The following is a 17,205-nucleotide window of genomic DNA, read 5'->3' as shown; positions in this document are numbered from 1 at the left end:
TTACTTACGGCAGAGAGCGACAACAGAAATCGACAACTCAATTTCAGTTCGCAGTTTTCTGCATAGTGAAAGAGCAAGCAAAGTTTCTAACTTGCTTACTCAAAACGAAAAAACCCGGTACCGCTAATTGTGTAATACACGTAACCGGGATGTTCACTCGCTTCTTAATGCCGCGATCTCTCGCAACAGTTCGTCGATTGGCGTGCGACATGCCTGAAACGATTCGTTCGCCTGCCGATCATTCCCGCCACGTGCGGCAAGAACCACTTCTTCCAATTCAGCTACTGGAGAATCCGTCTCGAAAGTGCTTAGCATTCCCTTCAACTTGTGCGCACTCGCTGCGGCCTCTTCCATCTCGGTCTGCTGCAGTTGTTTTTCGAGTCGCTGGATTACTTCAGGAGCATCGTCGGTTACCATCGTCGCCATCGCGATTAACAATTCTTCGTCGCCCGCCAGTCTCGCCAGCGCTACTGAGAATCGCTGGACCATTTCGTCTGTCACAATAATCTCCTGTTGATATGAATTGGCGGTCTAACTGCCATACGAAACAATCAATCTTTGATCGCAACGTCGCTTTCGAGAACAATGTTGTAAGTACTAATTCGGTCTCTCAACTTGCCTCGCGTGATCCCCAGCAGTTCCGCCGCTTGGCTTTGATTGCCACTGGTTTCTTGTAGCACACGCAGCAAGACCAGCCGCTCCATGTACTCGACTGACTCAGCGTAGATGTTCGTTGATCGTTCCTGTAACAATCGTTCAACAAGAATCGCCAGGCCATCGTTGCGTGGGCCCGACGCGTCTCGCGAAACCCCATCATCATGCGCCGACGCCGCAGCTTGGATGTTCCGCGGCAAGATATCGGGACCGACAACGGGAAGCGATGAGTCAAGCACACATCGGCGAATCACAGCCCGTAGCTGACGCACATTCCCCGGCCAATCGTAGGACGTCAACAACGCCACAGTTTGTGGCGCAAGGCCCTCGAGGTTGGGTTTGTTTAGCTCCCGTTTTGCCTGAGTCAAAAAGTGCTGGATCAACAGCTTCACGTCGCCGTCCCGATCACTTAACGGTGGCAACTCAATCGTCACGCCGTTGAGCCGGTACAGCAGGTCTTCGCGGTATTCGCCGTCTTCAACCATTTGCTCCAGCGGCTGGTTGGTCGCCGCTAAGATCCGCACGTCCGTCTTCAGTTCGTTGTTACCGCCGACCCGTTCGAAACGCTGTTCTTGCAAGACACGCAAGACCTTCGCCTGAACCGTGGGTGCCATGTCGCCAATCTCATCGAGAAACAACGTGCCACCGTTACATTGCTCGAACTTACCAATCCGCCTGGATTCAGCTCCGGTAAACGCACCTTTTTCATGCCCAAACAACTCACTTTCAAGCAGGTTATCCGGAAGAGCGGCGCAGTTCACCGCTAAGAACGGGCCATCAGCTCGACGGCTGTATTGGTAAAGAGCGCGGGCGACCAACTCTTTACCTGTGCCGCTCTCGCCGCGAATCAGGACCGGCATATCTTGTTTGCTGACACGTCCGATTGCTTTGAAAACTTCTAGCATCGATTTGCTACGCCCGATGAATAACTCACTGGAGTCATCAGGCGTTTCTTCATCCGCTGAAATTGCAACTGGAACGCTACTTAGCTGACGCTGCTCGATAGCCTTCTCGACAAGGTCTCGCAGCGGATCGACAGACAGTGGCTTCGCTAGATAATCGAAAGCCCCCAACTGCATCGCTTCGATCGCCGTGTGGCTGGCCGCTTCGACGGTCATGAAAATAACCGGCAAGCGATGATCGTACTCGCGTATCTCACAATAAACAGCCAACCCGCTTCGATCAGGTAGCTGGATGTCCAGCAACACGGTATCAAAAGAACCGGATCGAATCAGCTCAAGTCCCGCTTCGGCACTTTCAGCCGTGACCACATCTGCGACGGTTGAGAGAGCTTTCTCGGCAAGTAACAGGATTGTTCGATCGTCGTCTACGACAAGAACTTTCGGCATGAAGGACTTTCGACAGCAGGCTGAGTCCGGGCGGGAGATCGACTCCGGGCCCGCATCAGTTTGGAGGATTGGTTGTGTCACAGATTCACCAGTCTCGCGATTCTTGATTGACCGGTCGTTCGCTGCGTCAGCACGAGTGGGTACAGCGTTCACATTTGCGATAGGCATTGCGTTGGAAAGCAAAACGAACAACGGCGGTATCAATACGGTCGACGAATGGTCGTCGCCCCCAATCCTTGCAGCTTTCGTGCCATTCGGACGAATGCCTAGACGCCACGTCGATTCTGACACGTAGTCCAACCAACCGATCGAGAACAAAAAACCACACGATTCACGGTGATTTCGCCCAAGCGGCAACGACATGTTGGATCATCAATCGTCGATCCCATTCGAACGGCTGCCGATGGTTTGCCCGCGACTTTGTCAGGTATTGAAGGCTCCTAAATGGCGACGCTAGGCATTGAAACTACTCAAAACTGGCCAAATTGCCGCCTCAACGGCCAGACTCAGGCGATCGGTTTTCGCCCATCCTGGCCGATCACCGACCAGCAATTAACCTATGTCGAGTGAGTTGATTTCCAGGGAATTTCCGCTTCGGCTGGTGCTTTGCTGCCCAGTTGGTCTTAATGTCCTAGGTAACGAGCCACATAGTCTCGCCGAAGCGAATTAGCTCGTCACATTACTTTTTGACCATAAATTCAGCCCGGTATAGCACCACCCGTTTCCCGTGGTTGATCTTCAAAGCCCCACCCGCTTCCCTCACCGACACTTTTCAAACCTCGAAAAATACCTTTGCCACTGACTCCTCACTACCGTTCGCTCCGGTACCGCTTACTGGGCCCCATCGTTGCGACAGCATTGTTCGCGGCAGTGATTGTGGCTTTTGCTTCCTACACGTTGGGTGATCGCTGGGCAGCGGAAGAGCGTAACAATCGCGTGGCGGCGATGCAGCGGACACTGACCGAAGCCAACTTCCCGCTCAACGCGATCGTTCTGAAGTCACTCGCCGAGTTAACTCAAACTGACCTTGTCACGCTAAGCCGTGGTGGATCCGTTCTGCATCGCACACTGGCTGTCTCGGCCAACGATCTGCAATCGGACACCGTCACGGTCGATTCGGAACGCTACGACGTCGTGCGATTTCGAGTCGACGGTGGCCCTTTACGATCTGACCGCGTGGACCAAGTTGCCGTCCTGTTCGATCAACGTCAACTTGCCGCTGACCGGCGACGGGCGGCTTGGCTTCCGCTAGTGACTGGCTTCTCAACCATCTTCGCGTTGAGCTCGATGATCTTATGGCTGACATCATGGTTGGTCCGACGCATCAGCCGATTGCAAAAACGCGTCGAGGCCGTAGCGGCGGGCGATTTTCAATCGGGGCGATCGCTGGCCTCCAACTCACTGGTTACCAATTCAACGGGTACCAATTCAACGGGCCCAACCTCACTGGCCACAATTGCTGAAGAACCAGTCGATGAAATTGGTCGGCTTGGTGTTGCCGTGGACGAAATGTCAGGCCAACTCGACCAACTCTGGAAACAGGTGAACCGACAACAGAGCCAAAAACTGCTGCATCAGATCGCTGGCGGCATGGCTCATCAATTGCGAAACAGCTTGACTGGTGCCAGGATGGCCGTCGAACTGCACGCTCAAGTTTGCCCGTCACAGCAAAACGGCACGGCTGAATCACAATCCGCCCAGGCGGATTCCCAAGAAGCCGATTCTGACGATCGGGATGCGAGGCCCAAGGATGACACACTCGACGTCGCGATCAGCCAAATTGAACAGGCGGAAGACTATGTCCATCGTCTGCTGCTGGCCGCGTCCGGTCGGGAGGCCCGCCGACAACCTGCCGAGATCCAAGCTTGCTGGGACGAGGTGCGGACCAGCCTGGCACCGATCACCCAACACTGGAATGTGAAGCTGAATTGGGTTTGGGACGAAAACATCGGTACCCAAACGATTGCTGACGGCCCTACCTGGATCGCTGCGATCACGAATCTGGTGCATAACGCGATGCAGGCGGGGGGCAATGAAGTGCGAGTCAGCGCGAAACAGCACCCCGATGGCTCTATCCGCTTTGAGATTCGTGACAATGGCCCTGGGATGGACGAACAGGTTCAGTCCGACCTCTTCGAGCCTTTCGTGACTTCCAAACCCGAGGGTCTTGGTCTAGGCCTCTCGGTGGTCCAGCGAGCGGCCGAGGCTTTGGGGGGTGAGGTAACCTGGGATCGCTGCGATGGCTGGACAGTGTTCGAGTTTTCGATCCTCAATTGACGCCGATCGGCGAGTTTCACTACCGTCGCTCGCATGTTCTGTTCCTGGATAGCGAAACGAGCGATCTGCCCCCAATCGATCCAAGTGGACCGATGCGCCGATACCGCATTCGCAAGCCAAAACACCGGGGTAGAACGCAAATCTCGCGTCGGACCATGGATACAAAACTGGGCTTGGGCAATCCTGTTGCTGGGAATCCTAAGCACCACCAATGGCTGTGCGACGGCCCGATATCTGCAAAGTCGCCCGATTCGCGACAACGCCCTGGCAAGTTCCTTGCACTTAATGCAGTGGAAAGGCCCCGAAATCAGCGAGCGGACCCAGGGCACGCTCCGCCGGTACGGACTGAGTGAAACGTACGACGCGAACTGTGACGTATGCATCAATCAGTTGCGTTCACTCAATCACCAACACCTGGATTCTGAACTGACCTATGCCGTCAGTGAACTGGCATACGTCGAAGGCAAAAAAGCCGAACGCCACGGGCAAAGCAGCGACGCGATGAACCATTACGGGATCGCGTTAACGACGAGTTACCGATACCTGTTTGGCGATCAACTCGCCGATGTTCGCAACCAATACGACCCCCAATTCCGCGCCGTTTGCGACCTCTATAACGAATCTCTCGAAGACCTTTTGCGGGTCCTCTGCAGCGAAAACCGCTTGCGTCCCGGTCAAACCTATACCATCCAAACGGCCGACCGCAAGTTTGTGATCCGTACCGAAATGCGAGGTGCGTGGAAGCCGGATGAATTTGATCGCTACGAATTCGTCAGCGACTTTGATATCAAAACCCTGCGGAACCGACACACCACATTCGGACTCGGTGTGCCGTTGGTCGCCGTTCGAAAACCACGTGGCAAGGAAGACGGTCGCGAAAAGTACTACCCCGAAGGCCTGTCGTACGCAGTGACCGCACTGCTGCGATGCTCTACCGGGACCGGTCCGGGGAACCAGCAAGTCGCAAACCACGATCTACTATCGCCGCAATCGACCACTAAGCTCGCCGCATACAACGTGCCCGGTTTGCCAGCGGCGGGATCGGGCATGTCCAACGACTCTCCCGAAGAAACGCCCATTTGTGTGCTTGAGTTCTTCGATCCGCTGCGTGCCAACCAAATCAAATTGGCGGACGATTGGGTCCCTTTGGAAACGGACCTGACAACACCACTGGCGTACTTCCTGGATTCCGACGAGTATCGCAAACGCGACCGAGCGACCGAGGGTTTGCTTGATCCGGACGACGCCCAACGAAAGCGTGGCTTGTACATGCTTGAACCTTACGATCCCAACCGAATCCCGGTCTTGATGGTGCACGGGTTGTGGTCATCGCCGTTGACGTGGATGGACATGTTCAATGACCTGCGTAGCTTTCCTGAAATCCGCCAGCGGTATCAATTTTGGTTCTACTTGTATCCATCCGGGCAACCGTTCTGGATTAGCGCAACCCAACTTCGCAGCGACCTTTTTGCGATGCGTCAAACTTTCGACGCGACCGGGCAAGATCGCGCGATCGACAACATGGTTCTGGTCGGCCATAGCATGGGTGGTCTGATCTCGCGCATGCAGACGATCGACAGTGGCGATGACTTTTGGAATCTGATCACCGATCAACCTCGCGAAAAACTGCGTGGCCCACCTCAAGACGTCAACAAGCTTGTCAGCGCGCTCGACTTCCGACCTAACAAGTCGATCAGCCGAGTGATCACGATTGGGACACCCCATCGCGGCAGCAATCTAGCGAACACAACCGTGCGTTGGCTGGCCGGCAAGGTCATTAAGCTTCCTAAGATGGCGGTCTCAACCAGCACTCGGTTGACGCGCGCCAACCCTGGCTTCTTCCGCGACACTCGATTGCTGACGGAAGCCAATGCGGTCGATTCACTGGCCCCCGATTCGCCAATCTTCCCAGTCATGCTACGCGCCAAGAAGGCGTCGCAAGTTCGTTTCCACAATATCGTCGGCGTACTCGACGACCCACCTTTGCTGGCCGGGCGTAAGCATCGCGGTGATGGTGTGGTCGAATACGCTAGCGCCAAGATGGACGACGTACAAAGTGAACTGGTGATCGATGCCAGCCATACGAACATCCACATGACCGGCAAAGCAATCTTCGAGGTCCGGCGAATTCTGCTGGAACACATCGAAGAAGTGGATTCCGAGGACCGCTTGGCCTGGGACGCGCCTACACGAACCCCACTTACCGCCGACGGCGCTGGTGGATTGATCTCGGATCCGCGTTACCGCTACGAAGCCATCAACGCCGCTCAGTCCGTCTACCAGTTGAGTGATAGTCAAGACGGGCGACTGCTGAAGTAGCGACCAGCGAAATCATCGAGGCTAAGAAAAACGCTCCCGTGATCCAGCCCAGCTTCTGAAAACGATATCATTTGAAGTCAGCGAGACTCAGGCTAACTTGAATTTGGCAGGCACGGCCACCTGGTACCAGACACGGCCACCAGTTACCTCGCTTGTTCAATTGAAAATCGGTTCGAGAATGACGCCATGATTGTCCCCAACTACTGGGCCGAAGCGACAGCGAAGTACAAGTCTGAAAAAGGCTATCGAACGCTTCGTCGATTTGGATGGTCTAACGACAGCCAAGCCGATGCCCAAACTGCGGCAGAACAACGGGCTCGTCAAGCTGCGGAGGCTGCCCAAGCGGGTCAATCGGTTCTGCGGCGGGAACCGAAGGTTCCTTACAACGGAGCCGATGGACTGCCTATCCGAGAAGAAGTGATTGATCGACAAGGCGAATCAGTACTGACCCGCAACAGTTACGGTGCCTTGTGCTTGAACACCCCCGATGTCTTGTTTGCTGACATTGATGCCGCCGAAGCTGGCGGGTGCCGGTACTATGTCGCTGTGTTCATCGTATCGTTCGTTGCCTTACTGGCCATCGCATTGCGTGCCGGTGTAGAACATCCGGTGTGGATGGTTGCTGCGGCATCGTTCCTGCTAGCGGTGATCTTGGGCGGTGTGATCCATGCGTTGCTTTTAAAGATTCGCGGTTCGGCGAAAGCACACGCTCGAAAACGCCTGGACCAATTTGTTGCCCGGCATCCAAGTTGGCGGATGCGTCTTTATGAAACGCCCAACGGTTGGCGCATTTTAGTCATGCACCAAACATTCGACCCACGCAGTGATGAGGTGCGAGAGTTCTTCACCGCGATCGGCGCCGATCCGTTGTACGTCCGAATGTGTTTCAACCAAAATTGTTTTCGTGCACGCGTTTCACCCAAGCCTTGGCGGATCGGAATGGCGAAACACATTCGTCCCCGTCCAGGAGTGTGGCCCATCCCGGCTGAGCGAATGCAGCAACGAAGAGAGTGGGTGGCCGATTACGATCAGACGCGGGCAGGGTTCGCCGCGTGTCGGTTCATCGAAGATTTGGGGAACACCCACTTCGCGGGCGGGTGCACCCAAACCGAGCAAGTGCGGCGGTGGCACGATCGCTTGAGCCAGTCCGATCACGACCTAAAAATCGCCTGACTACCCAGACGATCCTTAACCAAACATTTACATCTTCACCTGTGGCCCTGTGGCCCTGTGGCCCTGTGGCCCTGTGGCCCTGTGGCCCTGTGGCCCTGTGGCCCTGTGGCCCTACGACTAGTCGCCAATCGCCAACGTCCAAACAAGCCCCAAACCAGCGGCCCCCCCAAAAAAAAGCCACGAGTCGCATGCTGATTGGATTCAGAAGAACGGCCCGGTGAGACATTTCGCCGCATCGGATACACTGCCCGCTTTTCGCCCCTTTCAAGATTCCAATCAGCCCGCAAAGCCAAGTTCATGACGCGTCCCCGACTCAACGAAGCCCGCACCAAAATCGTCGCAACTGTCGGCCCTGCCTGCGACAGCGTGGAACGTCTGAGTGAGTTGATCGAAGCCGGCGTCGACGTCTTCCGCATCAACAGCGCTCACGGCACCATCGAACAACACGCAAAAAAGCTGGCAAACATCCGAGCCGCATCGAAACAGACCGGCTTCCCGGCAGGCGTCCTGCTCGATTTGGCCGGTCCCAAAATTCGTTTGGGACAATTGGCTGCCGAGCCCATGCAATGTTCACTCGGCCAGAAATTCACCTTCGTCCGAGGCGAGACCTCCGCGGCCGCCGACGAACTGACCAGCTCTTACGCCCGGCTGATTGACGAGTTGGACCAGGGCGACCGAGTGATGCTGGCTGACGGAACGGTGGCGTTGGAAGTGGAAAGCGTGCGTGCCGACAAGGCGGTTTGCCGCGTCGTCGCTCCCGGCGAAATTCGGTCGCGGCAAGGCATCAACCTTCCCGGTGTGAAGTTGTCAGTGTCCGCCATGCTGCCTTCGGACATCGAAAACGCGATCTGGGCCGCACAGAACGAAATCGATTTCATCAGCCTCTCGTTTGTTCGTACCTCCGAAGACGTCCGCAGCCTGAAGGATTTGCTCGGTAGCTACGAATGCCCAGCTTTGGTGATCGCCAAGATCGAAAAGCCTGAAGCACTTGAAAATCTGGAACGCATCGTCGAAGAGGCCGATGGTGTGATGGTCGCTCGCGGCGATTTGGGCGTGGAAATCGATGTCGCCGAAACGCCAGTCGCTCAGAAACGAATCATTGCCACCTGCAAGCGACACATGAAGCCCGTCATCGTGGCGACGCAAATGTTGGAATCGATGCACCATAGCTCGCGTCCGACTCGAGCGGAGGCTTCGGACGTTGCCAATGCCGTCTTAGATGGAGCCGACGCTTGCATGTTGAGTGGCGAAACTGCGATTGGCGAATACCCACGCGAGTCCGTTGCGATCATGAACCGCATCATGCGCAAGACGGAAGAAAGTGCCTTGCCAACGACACCGGCGGCGGATGGAACCATCGATTCGGCCCATCGGATGGCATACGCGGTTGCTCAAGCAGGGATGAATGTTGCCGAGGCAATTGGCAGCAAGCTGATCGCGATCGCTACCCACTCCGGTGGCACCGCTTGGGTGAAAAGCAACACGCGATCGCTAATCCCCACCGTCGCCGTCAGCGATCAAGTCGCTTCGGTTCGACGCATGAACTTGTTCTGGGGAATCGAACCGATGCTATGCGAAAACTTGGAAGACACCCATCATTTAATCGAACACGTGACACGATGGGCCCAGGCCCAAACCGAAAACGGAATCACCCTGGTCAACAGTGGTGACACCATTGTGGTCGTCAGCGGCAGCGACGTGATCGAAAACGCAGACAGCGTCCTGTCGGTCCACTCGATCCCTTAGTCGCGTTACTGATGAGCGTTGTCTCATCAATCCACGAATCGCTGTTCCCATCCGTTGCAAATGACCGAGGCCTGCGTTTGATCCTGCATGTTGATATGGACGCGTTCTACGCCTCGGTTGAACAACGCGATCGCCCCGAGTTGCAAGGTAAAGCGGTCGTTGTCGGCGGCGGGTCCCAACGAGGCGTCGTAACCGCGGCTAGCTACGAAGCGAGAAAGTATGGTGTCCATAGCGCTATGCCAGGACGCAAGGCCGCGGAACTTTGTCCCCATGCGATCTTCGTTAAGTCGCGACACGAACACTACGCCAACGTCGGCCGGCAAGTCCGTGAGATCTTTCATCGGTATACACCGGTCGTCCAACCCTTGTCGCTGGACGAAGCGTTCTTGGACGTTTCGGGCGTCATGCGACTGCACGGCGACGCCGAGACGATCGGGCACGCGATCAAGACGGCGATCCAGGACGAACTGGAATTGACCGCCAGCGTCGGTATCGCACCGCTGAAGTTCCTTGCCAAGATCGCTTCCGACTTCGACAAACCGAATGGATTCGTCGTCATCAGAACCGACGAAGTGCAAGCGTTTCTCGATCCGCTCGAAGTGTCACGTTTGTGGGGCGTTGGCAAGGTCGGCCAAGCGAAGCTGACTCGACTGGGCTACCGCCATGTTCGCGACCTCCGCCGGCAATCATGCGAAAGCATGCGAGCGCAACTGGGAGCTTGGGGTGAACATCTTTGGCGACTTGCCAACGGCATCGATGCACGCGAAGTCGTTGTGGATCATCTGGCCAAAGGCATCGGCCACGAACGAACATTCGAAACCGATCTAACCGATGCCGAATCAATCACATCCGTGATTAGCCATCTGAGCGAACAGGTCGCACGTCGACTGCGCTCGGCCAAACGGACCACGTCTAAAGTCACACTAAAATACCGCCGGGACGATTTCAAAACGTTCACCCGAGCTAGAAAGCTGAGCCAACCCACCGATTCTACCAGCGAGATCTTTCAGGTCGCGGAAATGCTTCTGCTTGAAATGCGAGAGCGACAACCGCGTGGTGTTCGCTTGGTCGGCGTTTCGCTGGGCAGCCTTAGTGAGATTGACGCTCCCCAACAACTCTCGCTTTTCGCTGAAGAAAGTGGCCAAGCTAGCGAGTCCAAACTGGATCGGCTAAGCGACCAAATCAGCGGCATGGTTGGCAAAAAGGGACTCTACCGGGCGTCCAGCCATGGCTTCCTCAACGGCAAGCAAAAGCAAGACGACAAACCCTGAGCTGCTACGCTGGCACCAACAACTTACGGCCGAAACCGCCGGGTTGCTTACTTGCCTCTTCACACAACAAGCGAATCGTTCCGTGCTGAGTCGCGTTCGCCTGTAACGACCAGAGTGCCGCACCCTTGCTAGCCAAATGAAGTTTGACTGGCTCATCCATCGCTTGCAATATTCTTGAACAAGTTGCGTTTTGATCCTTGATCGCGAGCCACAAAAATAAATCCGTATCGCCCGGCGTCATCACCTCCCACCCGGAATCTTCGGGCAGCTTGCCAATTCCGATTCCAAACTGCTGCAACTCGTTGCGTTCGGCTTCCGACAATTCGAAACCGGACGCCGATTCCGACAACTGCTGATTCAAAAAAGTTCGGGTTTGATCATCACGGTCTAGCACCGAGACAATTTTTTCGACGACTTCGGTTTTCCCCGTTACGAGAAACTCCGCCCAACATAAATCCATTTCGCCAGGTGACTGGATCGAATCGGGTAGGTACTTTGCTTCGCTAATTTCTTGCGGCGGATTCAGAATCAAATCGATCGCTTGACGCATAGGTCCAACAGCTTCGTCTTGTTCCATTCGCAGTCGAGCGTGAGCCTCGGGATAGACTTCCGCGATCCGAACAAACATCAGCATAATCGTCGGATTTTTGGTGAACAGTTGCTGACCAACCGCATACCGCAGGGCCATCCAAACCGATTCAGGATCAAAACGGCGATAGATCCCCGATGTCACCTCTGCAAACTTGATCGCATCCGCATCCGCGTCCGGTTCCGTTGCTTCGGATGCGGTTGTTGAATTGTCAGTCATATTCGTTTGGATCAAGAAGTAACATTCGGCATTAAAACCGCCGTGATCGCTATCCTAAGGCGTGACGCGTCAATCTGATATCGTGGTCATCACAGACAGATGCGACAAGACAGAAGCCAGCCGCAAGATCCCAAGCAGTGGCACCAGGATTGCAGATCCTCGCAGACAGTGGAAGAACACGAACCGCGTCCACCAACGTACCGCCAGCACTTGCCTTAAAAACGCGGTTGCGAAAATCTGAAACCCGACCGACTACCAGCCAGCCCCATCTCGACCAAGAGCCCAAACCATGAACGAAATCGAAAGCTTCCTTGCCGCCCGAACCTATGCCGTTGCCGGCGCGTCGGCTCGCACACACAAATATGGCTACAAAGTTTTCAAAGCTCTGCTCGCATCGGGCCGCGAGACCTACCCGCTGAATCCGGTCACTGAAGAGATCGAAGGTCATAAGGCATATCCGAAGATTAGCGATCTTCCCGTCGTTCCCGAATCGCTGTCGATCATCACACCGCCGGAAGTCACACGCCAAGTGGTCGCCGATGCGATTGCCGCAGGCGTGACAAACATTTGGATGCAACCCGGCGCCGAAGACGCTCAAGCAAGTGAATCTGCTCGCCAAGCTGGAATCAACGTTATTGACGACGGAGCCTGTGTCTTAGTGTTGCTAGCTCGCGAGTGAACGTCAGTGTCACCAATCAAGCCAGTTTCGCACCATTAGGGACAGATTGATCAGGCACCGCCAGGATGACGGATCCGTCTTCGCGGTAAAAACCCACGATCAGAAATTCGGACATGAACGGCCCAATTTGTTTGGCAGGAAAGTTGACGACTCCTATGATCTGTCGACCAACAAGCTCGTCTTTAGAGTAGTTCACTGTGATCTGCGCACTGGTGCGTTTGGTTCCCAGCTTAGCCCCAAAGTCGACCGTGACCTGGTAAGCCGGCTTTCTCGCCTTGGGAAAATCTTTGACCAAAGTGATTGTCCCCGCCCGCAAATCAACTTTGTCAAAATCCTGCATCGTGATGATACCGGACTCGCTGGCTCGACTGCCTAAAAGCATGCCGATCACTTCTTCAACTCGCCGCTCCCGCGTCTCCGGTCGCTTTGCCACCGCGATGCCGTGGACCACGCTGCGGCGTTTACCGGGGGTCCATTGCTGCCAAACTTCCATCGCCTCATCGTTCGATTCCAATGCGAACTGCAACTCGGTGGGGACTTCGACAAGGTTCGGGTCGGCGATGTCAAACTCCACATTGACCTGATCACCGGAGGTCACGCCACAAAGCTTTTGCAGTTTTTTTGAAACCATGAAGAACCACTGCCCCTGCATCGGCATCAACGCGCACTCTATTCTGATCCCGTTGACCTCGCCATCGATCCGCAATCGTTTCGATTGACTGAAATCCAGCTTTGCGACAATGTCGTTGGGAAGACACACCAAGTTCCCGTCAATCTTGGCGTGGAATTGGAAGGGATAGTCACTCATGGTGTGATCGTTGGTGAGTTCTTAAAATGAAGACTTGTCGTCAGTGTAGACTCACGGCCCTATTATTTCAGCCCTCTTGCCGGACGCTCTCATGGCCACTGCAAACAAGCGAATGCTTGACTTCCATACCGCCGACCAAGTCATCGCTGAAATCGAGCGGCTACGAACCGGCGGTTATACAAAACTGAAAGAATGGAACCTGACTCAAATTTGCGAACATCTGACTTTAACGACATCCGGAGGCATGGATGGTTTCGGTTTTCGGCTGCCGTGGATTCTAAGAGCAACAATCATTAAATGGATTTTCAATCGGATGCTGCGGACTCGCAAAATGTCCAGCGGCCCCACCCTCGATCGACTCAAGCCGAAAGCAGCAGGGGGCTCTGATGATGACGCAACAATCGACGAATGCATCGCGGTGATCAAGCGAGCCGATTGCTTTACCGGGTCATTGGATGACTACCCGTTTTTGAACAATTTGAAAGTCGAAGATTGGAAACAATTCATGTGGATGCATGCCGGACATCACCTCGGATTTTTGCTGCCCAATGAACCCACGAAAGACACTGGACAATCGACAGTCTGATCCATGAATCCCATGTCCTTTTGCGTTCGCAAATACGCTGCCGCTGACGCCAAAGCATGTCTGCATCTATTTCGTGACACTGTCCACCGTGTCAACATCCGAGACTACACACCGGACCAACTCAACGCGTGGGCACCGCCAAGCCTTTCCCCAACAGCTTGGGCCGAACGGTTCGCCGATCGCATCGCATTTGTTGCGTGCCAGCAAGATCGCGTTGTCGGCTTCACGGACATGACTCGCCAAGGACACCTTGACCGTCTGTTCGTTTGCGCTGATCACCAACGACAAGGAATTGCTCGCCAATTAGCCCAACAGGTACTGCAACAGTCAGCCCTACTGGGGTGCAACTGCGTGACAACCGATGCGAGCATCACGGCGAAGTCATTTTTTGAAGCAATGGGTTTTGTCGTGATCCAGCAACAAGTGGTGCAATGCCGAGGATCACAATTGACCAATTTCAGAATGCAGCGGCAGGCCTTCTAGCACAGCATCGACGGTCGCGGCTGGTTCCGTGCCCCGACTTCGCAAAGCTGCCATTGACTCCCCGGCATGCCTTGCCTATCGTTTATCGCAGAAGGACGATAAAGCCGGTGAATCGGCTTCAGTTCGCACCTTGGATGAACCGAAACTATTTTTGTTGCGGGTGATACCGCCGAACGGATCGCAAGGGCTCGCTGCCACCGAAACATCGTCATTCGCCGATGAACGTTTAACCAAAATTTCATACTGAAGGGTATTTCCAGATGAGCAAGGTAGAAATCTACGACAAAGCCATGTGTTGCTCGACCGGCGTTTGTGGACCTCAGGTCGATCCTGTCCTGCCGAAGTTTTCCGCCGACCTGGATTGGCTGAAGTCGCAAGGTCACTCCGTCGTCCGGTTCAACTTGTCGCAAGATCCCGCGGAATACGCCAAACATGACCTGGTCAAACAAATGCTTGCCAACGAAGGCGTCGATTGCCTGCCGCTCGTCATCGTCGACGATCGCATCGTCAGCCGCAGCGAGTATCCGTCCCGCGAAAACTTGGCGATGTGGACTGGCACGGCAACAAAGCCGCAAGCCGCACTTCCGATGGCCGACGGTGGTGGATGCTGCGGCGGCTCAACTGGTTGCTGCTAACTGAAACCCCTTCCTATATTGAGAGCCTTCCGATGCAATTCCTTCAATCACCTACTCGCAATCTGTTCTTCACTGGCAAAGGAGGCGTTGGTAAGACATCAATGGCATGTGCCACCGCAGTTCAGCTCGCCGATCGAGGCTTGCGGGTGCTGCTGGTTTCGACGGACCCCGCATCGAACCTCGACGAGGTTCTAGGCACTCAACTGGCCAATCAAGCCACGGCTGTCGAGTCGGTCCCAAATTTGTTCGCCATGAACATCGACCCCGAGGAAGCCGCACGCGAGTATCGCGAACGAATGGTAGGCCCTTATCGCGGCGTGTTGCCCGATACGGCTGTCGCCAGTATGGAAGAACAGTTCTCCGGTTCATGCACTTTGGAGATCGCTGCGTTCGATGAATTCGCCAAGTTGTTAGGCGACCCCGATGCGACCAGCAACTACGACCATGTCATCTTCGACACGGCTCCGACCGGCCATACCTTACGGTTGCTAACCTTGCCATCGGCTTGGTCAGGCTTTATGGACGACAGCACATCTGGAACTTCATGCCTTGGCCCACTGGCCGGGCTTCAGGCCCAACAGAAGATCTATCAGCAAACAGTTGTCGCTCTCGGTGACGCTGCAACGACCACTTTGATCCTTGTATCTCGACCTGAACCTTCGGCGTTCCGAGAAGCCCAAAGTGCCAGCGAAGAACTGCAATCACTAGGTGTCTTGAACCAGCATCTGATTGTCAATGGCGTCTTCCAGAGCCGGACGCCGGCTGATCCGATTGCAGTAGCAATGCAGCGCCGTGGTGATGCAGCCTTGAAGGCTATTCCACCAACACTTGGCAAGTTACCGCGCACTACCGTTCCGCTCGCCAACGCGGGACTGATGGGCATCGAATCATTGCGGCACGTTGGTCAAGCAACCCACGACGATCCCCTATCCGATTCCACGATTGATGACCTTCCAACGCGACCGATTGAGACGACCGATGGTCTCGGCCCCTTAATTGACGAGTTGTCCGCCACAGGACACGGCGTGGTACTCGCAATGGGCAAGGGCGGCGTTGGTAAAACCACCGTCGCGGCTGCCGTCGCTGTTGCCCTGGCTGATCGTGGGCACGAAGTCCATTTATCAACGACCGACCCGGCGGCACATGTCGCCGCCACGATCGCTGCCGATGAAATTCCTGGGTTAACTGTCGGTCGCATCGATCCCGCGAAGGAAACCGCTGACTACCGCGATGAAGTGCTGCAAACGGCTGGCAAGGACCTCGACGACGAAGGGCGGGCGTTATTAGAAGAGGACTTGCGTTCACCGTGCACCGAAGAGATCGCAGTCTTTCGAGCCTTCGCCAAAGCCGTCGCCGCCGGCACCGATCGTTTCGTCGTTTTAGACACGGCACCGACCGGCCACACAATTTTGTTGCTCGATTCGGCACTGGCATACCACCGTGAGGTGTCTCGCCAAACCAATCACATTCCAGAGTCGGTTGAGAACTTGTTGCCACGTTTGCGTGATCCCGACTTCACTCGCGTGCTTGTCGTGACGCTTCCGGAAGCCACTCCGGTTCACGAGGCGGCCAAACTACAGCAAGATCTGCGTCGGGCCGAAATTGAACCATTCGCCTGGGTCATTAATCAAAGCTTGAATCCACTCGACGTGACCGATCCAACGCTGCGGCATCGTCAGCAACATGAATTGCCATTCATCGACGAGGTGAAATCGAAGCTGGCCAAACGCGTCGCCTTGATTCCGTGGCAGGTGGCCCCACCGACCGGCGTAGCCGGTTTACGAACGTTGACCGAACGCGAATTGAATGCCAGCTAGACGCTTTCGACAATCACGCGCAACCTCATTTCAAAATCACGATCAACGCCCCGCTAACTTCTTCCAACCACGAAAGCTTGACGCCGATGAGCAAAAAAAACGTTCTCTTTCTCTGCACTGGAAACTCTTGCCGCAGCCAAATGGCTGAAGGCTGGGCACGGCATTTCTTAGGCGACAAGATCGAAGCGCACTCCGCTGGAATCGAAGCCCACGGACTGAACCCAAACGCGTTGTTGGTGATGCAAGAAGCTGGGGTGGATATCTCCGGTCATACCTCCCAACTGGCCAGTACGTTGGCTGATGTTCCTCTGGATTTGGTCGTAACCGTATGCGGACATGCGGACGAAAACTGTCCAGCCTTCTTGACCGAAGCAAAAGTAGTCCATGTCGGCTTCGACGATCCACCTAAGCTCGCCAAAGAAGCCGCTAGCGAAGAAGAAGCATTGGATAGCTATCGCCGAGTCCGTGACGAGATCCGCGATTTCGTCCGCGACCAATTGGAAAGCCACCTATAGCCAATCGGCCACACCTCGCTTGCTCGAGTTGCTACTTGGGCAAGTTTCTATCGTGAGCGGCACTGCTCGACTCTCGCCTACCGCG

General features: G+C 55.2%; 15 protein-coding genes. 11 read left to right on the top strand and 4 right to left on the bottom strand.

The features are described 5' to 3' along the window. Positions 1-153: 153 nt before the first annotated feature. Both ACR3ZL_RS04405 and ACR3ZL_RS04400 read right to left on the bottom strand, forming a co-directional pair. On the bottom strand, positions 154-501 hold the full coding sequence (locus tag ACR3ZL_RS04405; RefSeq protein ID WP_473649104.1) for an Hpt domain-containing protein: 348 nt from the start codon (positions 499-501) through the stop codon (positions 154-156). Positions 502-551: 50 nt separating this feature from the next. After that, positions 552-2,003: a sigma-54-dependent transcriptional regulator gene (locus ACR3ZL_RS04400; RefSeq protein ID WP_473649105.1), complete on the bottom strand. Its 1,452-nt coding sequence runs from the start codon at positions 2,001-2,003 to the stop codon at positions 552-554. 792 nt (positions 2,004-2,795) lie between these two features. Here ACR3ZL_RS04400 and ACR3ZL_RS04395 point away from each other — a divergent pair. The 5 genes from ACR3ZL_RS04395 (at position 2,796) to dinB (ending at position 10,789) form a co-directional block, all read left to right on the top strand. Next, on the top strand, positions 2,796-4,280 hold the full coding sequence (locus ACR3ZL_RS04395; RefSeq protein WP_473649106.1) for an ATP-binding protein: 1,485 nt from the start codon (positions 2,796-2,798) through the stop codon (positions 4,278-4,280). Positions 4,281-4,313: 33 nt separating this feature from the next. After that, positions 4,314-6,599, top strand: a complete 2,286-nt coding sequence (locus ACR3ZL_RS04390; RefSeq protein ID WP_486173236.1) for an esterase/lipase family protein — start codon at positions 4,314-4,316, stop codon at positions 6,597-6,599. A gap of 186 nt (positions 6,600-6,785) precedes the next feature. After that, positions 6,786-7,772: a hypothetical protein gene (locus ACR3ZL_RS04385; protein WP_473649109.1), complete on the top strand. Its 987-nt coding sequence runs from the start codon at positions 6,786-6,788 to the stop codon at positions 7,770-7,772. A 297-nt stretch (positions 7,773-8,069) separates the two neighbouring features. Further along, on the top strand, positions 8,070-9,518 hold the full coding sequence (pyk, locus tag ACR3ZL_RS04380) for a pyruvate kinase (RefSeq protein WP_473649110.1): 1,449 nt from the start codon (positions 8,070-8,072) through the stop codon (positions 9,516-9,518). 11 nt (positions 9,519-9,529) lie between these two features. Then, a complete protein-coding gene (gene dinB / locus ACR3ZL_RS04375; RefSeq protein ID WP_473649111.1) occupies positions 9,530-10,789 on the top strand; it encodes a DNA polymerase IV in 1,260 nt (419 codons plus the stop codon). A gap of 4 nt (positions 10,790-10,793) precedes the next feature. Here dinB and ACR3ZL_RS04370 read toward each other — a convergent pair whose 3' ends face one another. Next, on the bottom strand, positions 10,794-11,597 hold the full coding sequence (locus tag ACR3ZL_RS04370) for a hypothetical protein (protein WP_473649112.1): 804 nt from the start codon (positions 11,595-11,597) through the stop codon (positions 10,794-10,796). A gap of 289 nt (positions 11,598-11,886) precedes the next feature. Here ACR3ZL_RS04370 and ACR3ZL_RS04365 point away from each other — a divergent pair, with 289 nt between their 5' ends. Beyond that, on the top strand, positions 11,887-12,276 hold the full coding sequence (locus ACR3ZL_RS04365) for a CoA-binding protein (RefSeq protein ID WP_473649113.1): 390 nt from the start codon (positions 11,887-11,889) through the stop codon (positions 12,274-12,276). A gap of 16 nt (positions 12,277-12,292) precedes the next feature. On the opposite strand, the gene ACR3ZL_RS04360 is transcribed toward ACR3ZL_RS04365, so the two are convergent. Beyond that, entirely contained in the window at positions 12,293-13,084 is a 792-nt protein-coding gene (locus ACR3ZL_RS04360; protein WP_486173235.1) for a tRNA-binding protein, read from the bottom strand. Positions 13,085-13,175: 91 nt separating this feature from the next. Here ACR3ZL_RS04360 and ACR3ZL_RS04355 point away from each other — a divergent pair, with 91 nt between their 5' ends. The 5 genes from ACR3ZL_RS04355 (at position 13,176) to ACR3ZL_RS04335 (ending at position 17,120) form a co-directional block, all read left to right on the top strand. Next, positions 13,176-13,670 carry a DUF1569 domain-containing protein gene (locus tag ACR3ZL_RS04355; RefSeq protein WP_473649116.1) on the top strand — a complete coding sequence of 165 codons (495 nt, stop codon included), beginning with the start codon at positions 13,176-13,178 and terminating at the stop codon, positions 13,668-13,670. Between the two features lie 3 nt (positions 13,671-13,673). Continuing rightward, a complete protein-coding gene (locus tag ACR3ZL_RS04350; RefSeq protein ID WP_473649117.1) occupies positions 13,674-14,153 on the top strand; it encodes a GNAT family N-acetyltransferase in 480 nt (159 codons plus the stop codon). A gap of 260 nt (positions 14,154-14,413) precedes the next feature. Then, positions 14,414-14,788 carry an arsenite efflux transporter metallochaperone ArsD gene (arsD, locus tag ACR3ZL_RS04345; protein WP_473649119.1) on the top strand — a complete coding sequence of 125 codons (375 nt, stop codon included), beginning with the start codon at positions 14,414-14,416 and terminating at the stop codon, positions 14,786-14,788. Between the two features lie 32 nt (positions 14,789-14,820). Continuing rightward, complete coding sequence (gene arsA / locus ACR3ZL_RS04340; protein ID WP_473649120.1) at positions 14,821-16,605, top strand: arsenical pump-driving ATPase; 1,785 nt, start codon at positions 14,821-14,823, stop codon at positions 16,603-16,605. Between the two features lie 86 nt (positions 16,606-16,691). After that, positions 16,692-17,120 (top strand): arsenate reductase ArsC, encoded by a 429-nt coding sequence (locus ACR3ZL_RS04335; RefSeq protein ID WP_473649121.1) that lies wholly within the window; start codon positions 16,692-16,694, stop codon positions 17,118-17,120. Positions 17,121-17,205 lie beyond the last annotated feature (85 nt).

This window comes from Rhodopirellula sp. J20-39 (assembly GCF_057365095.1).
The sequence above is the reverse complement of the archived record's forward strand: the minus strand, read 5'-3'. Positions and strand labels throughout refer to the sequence as shown.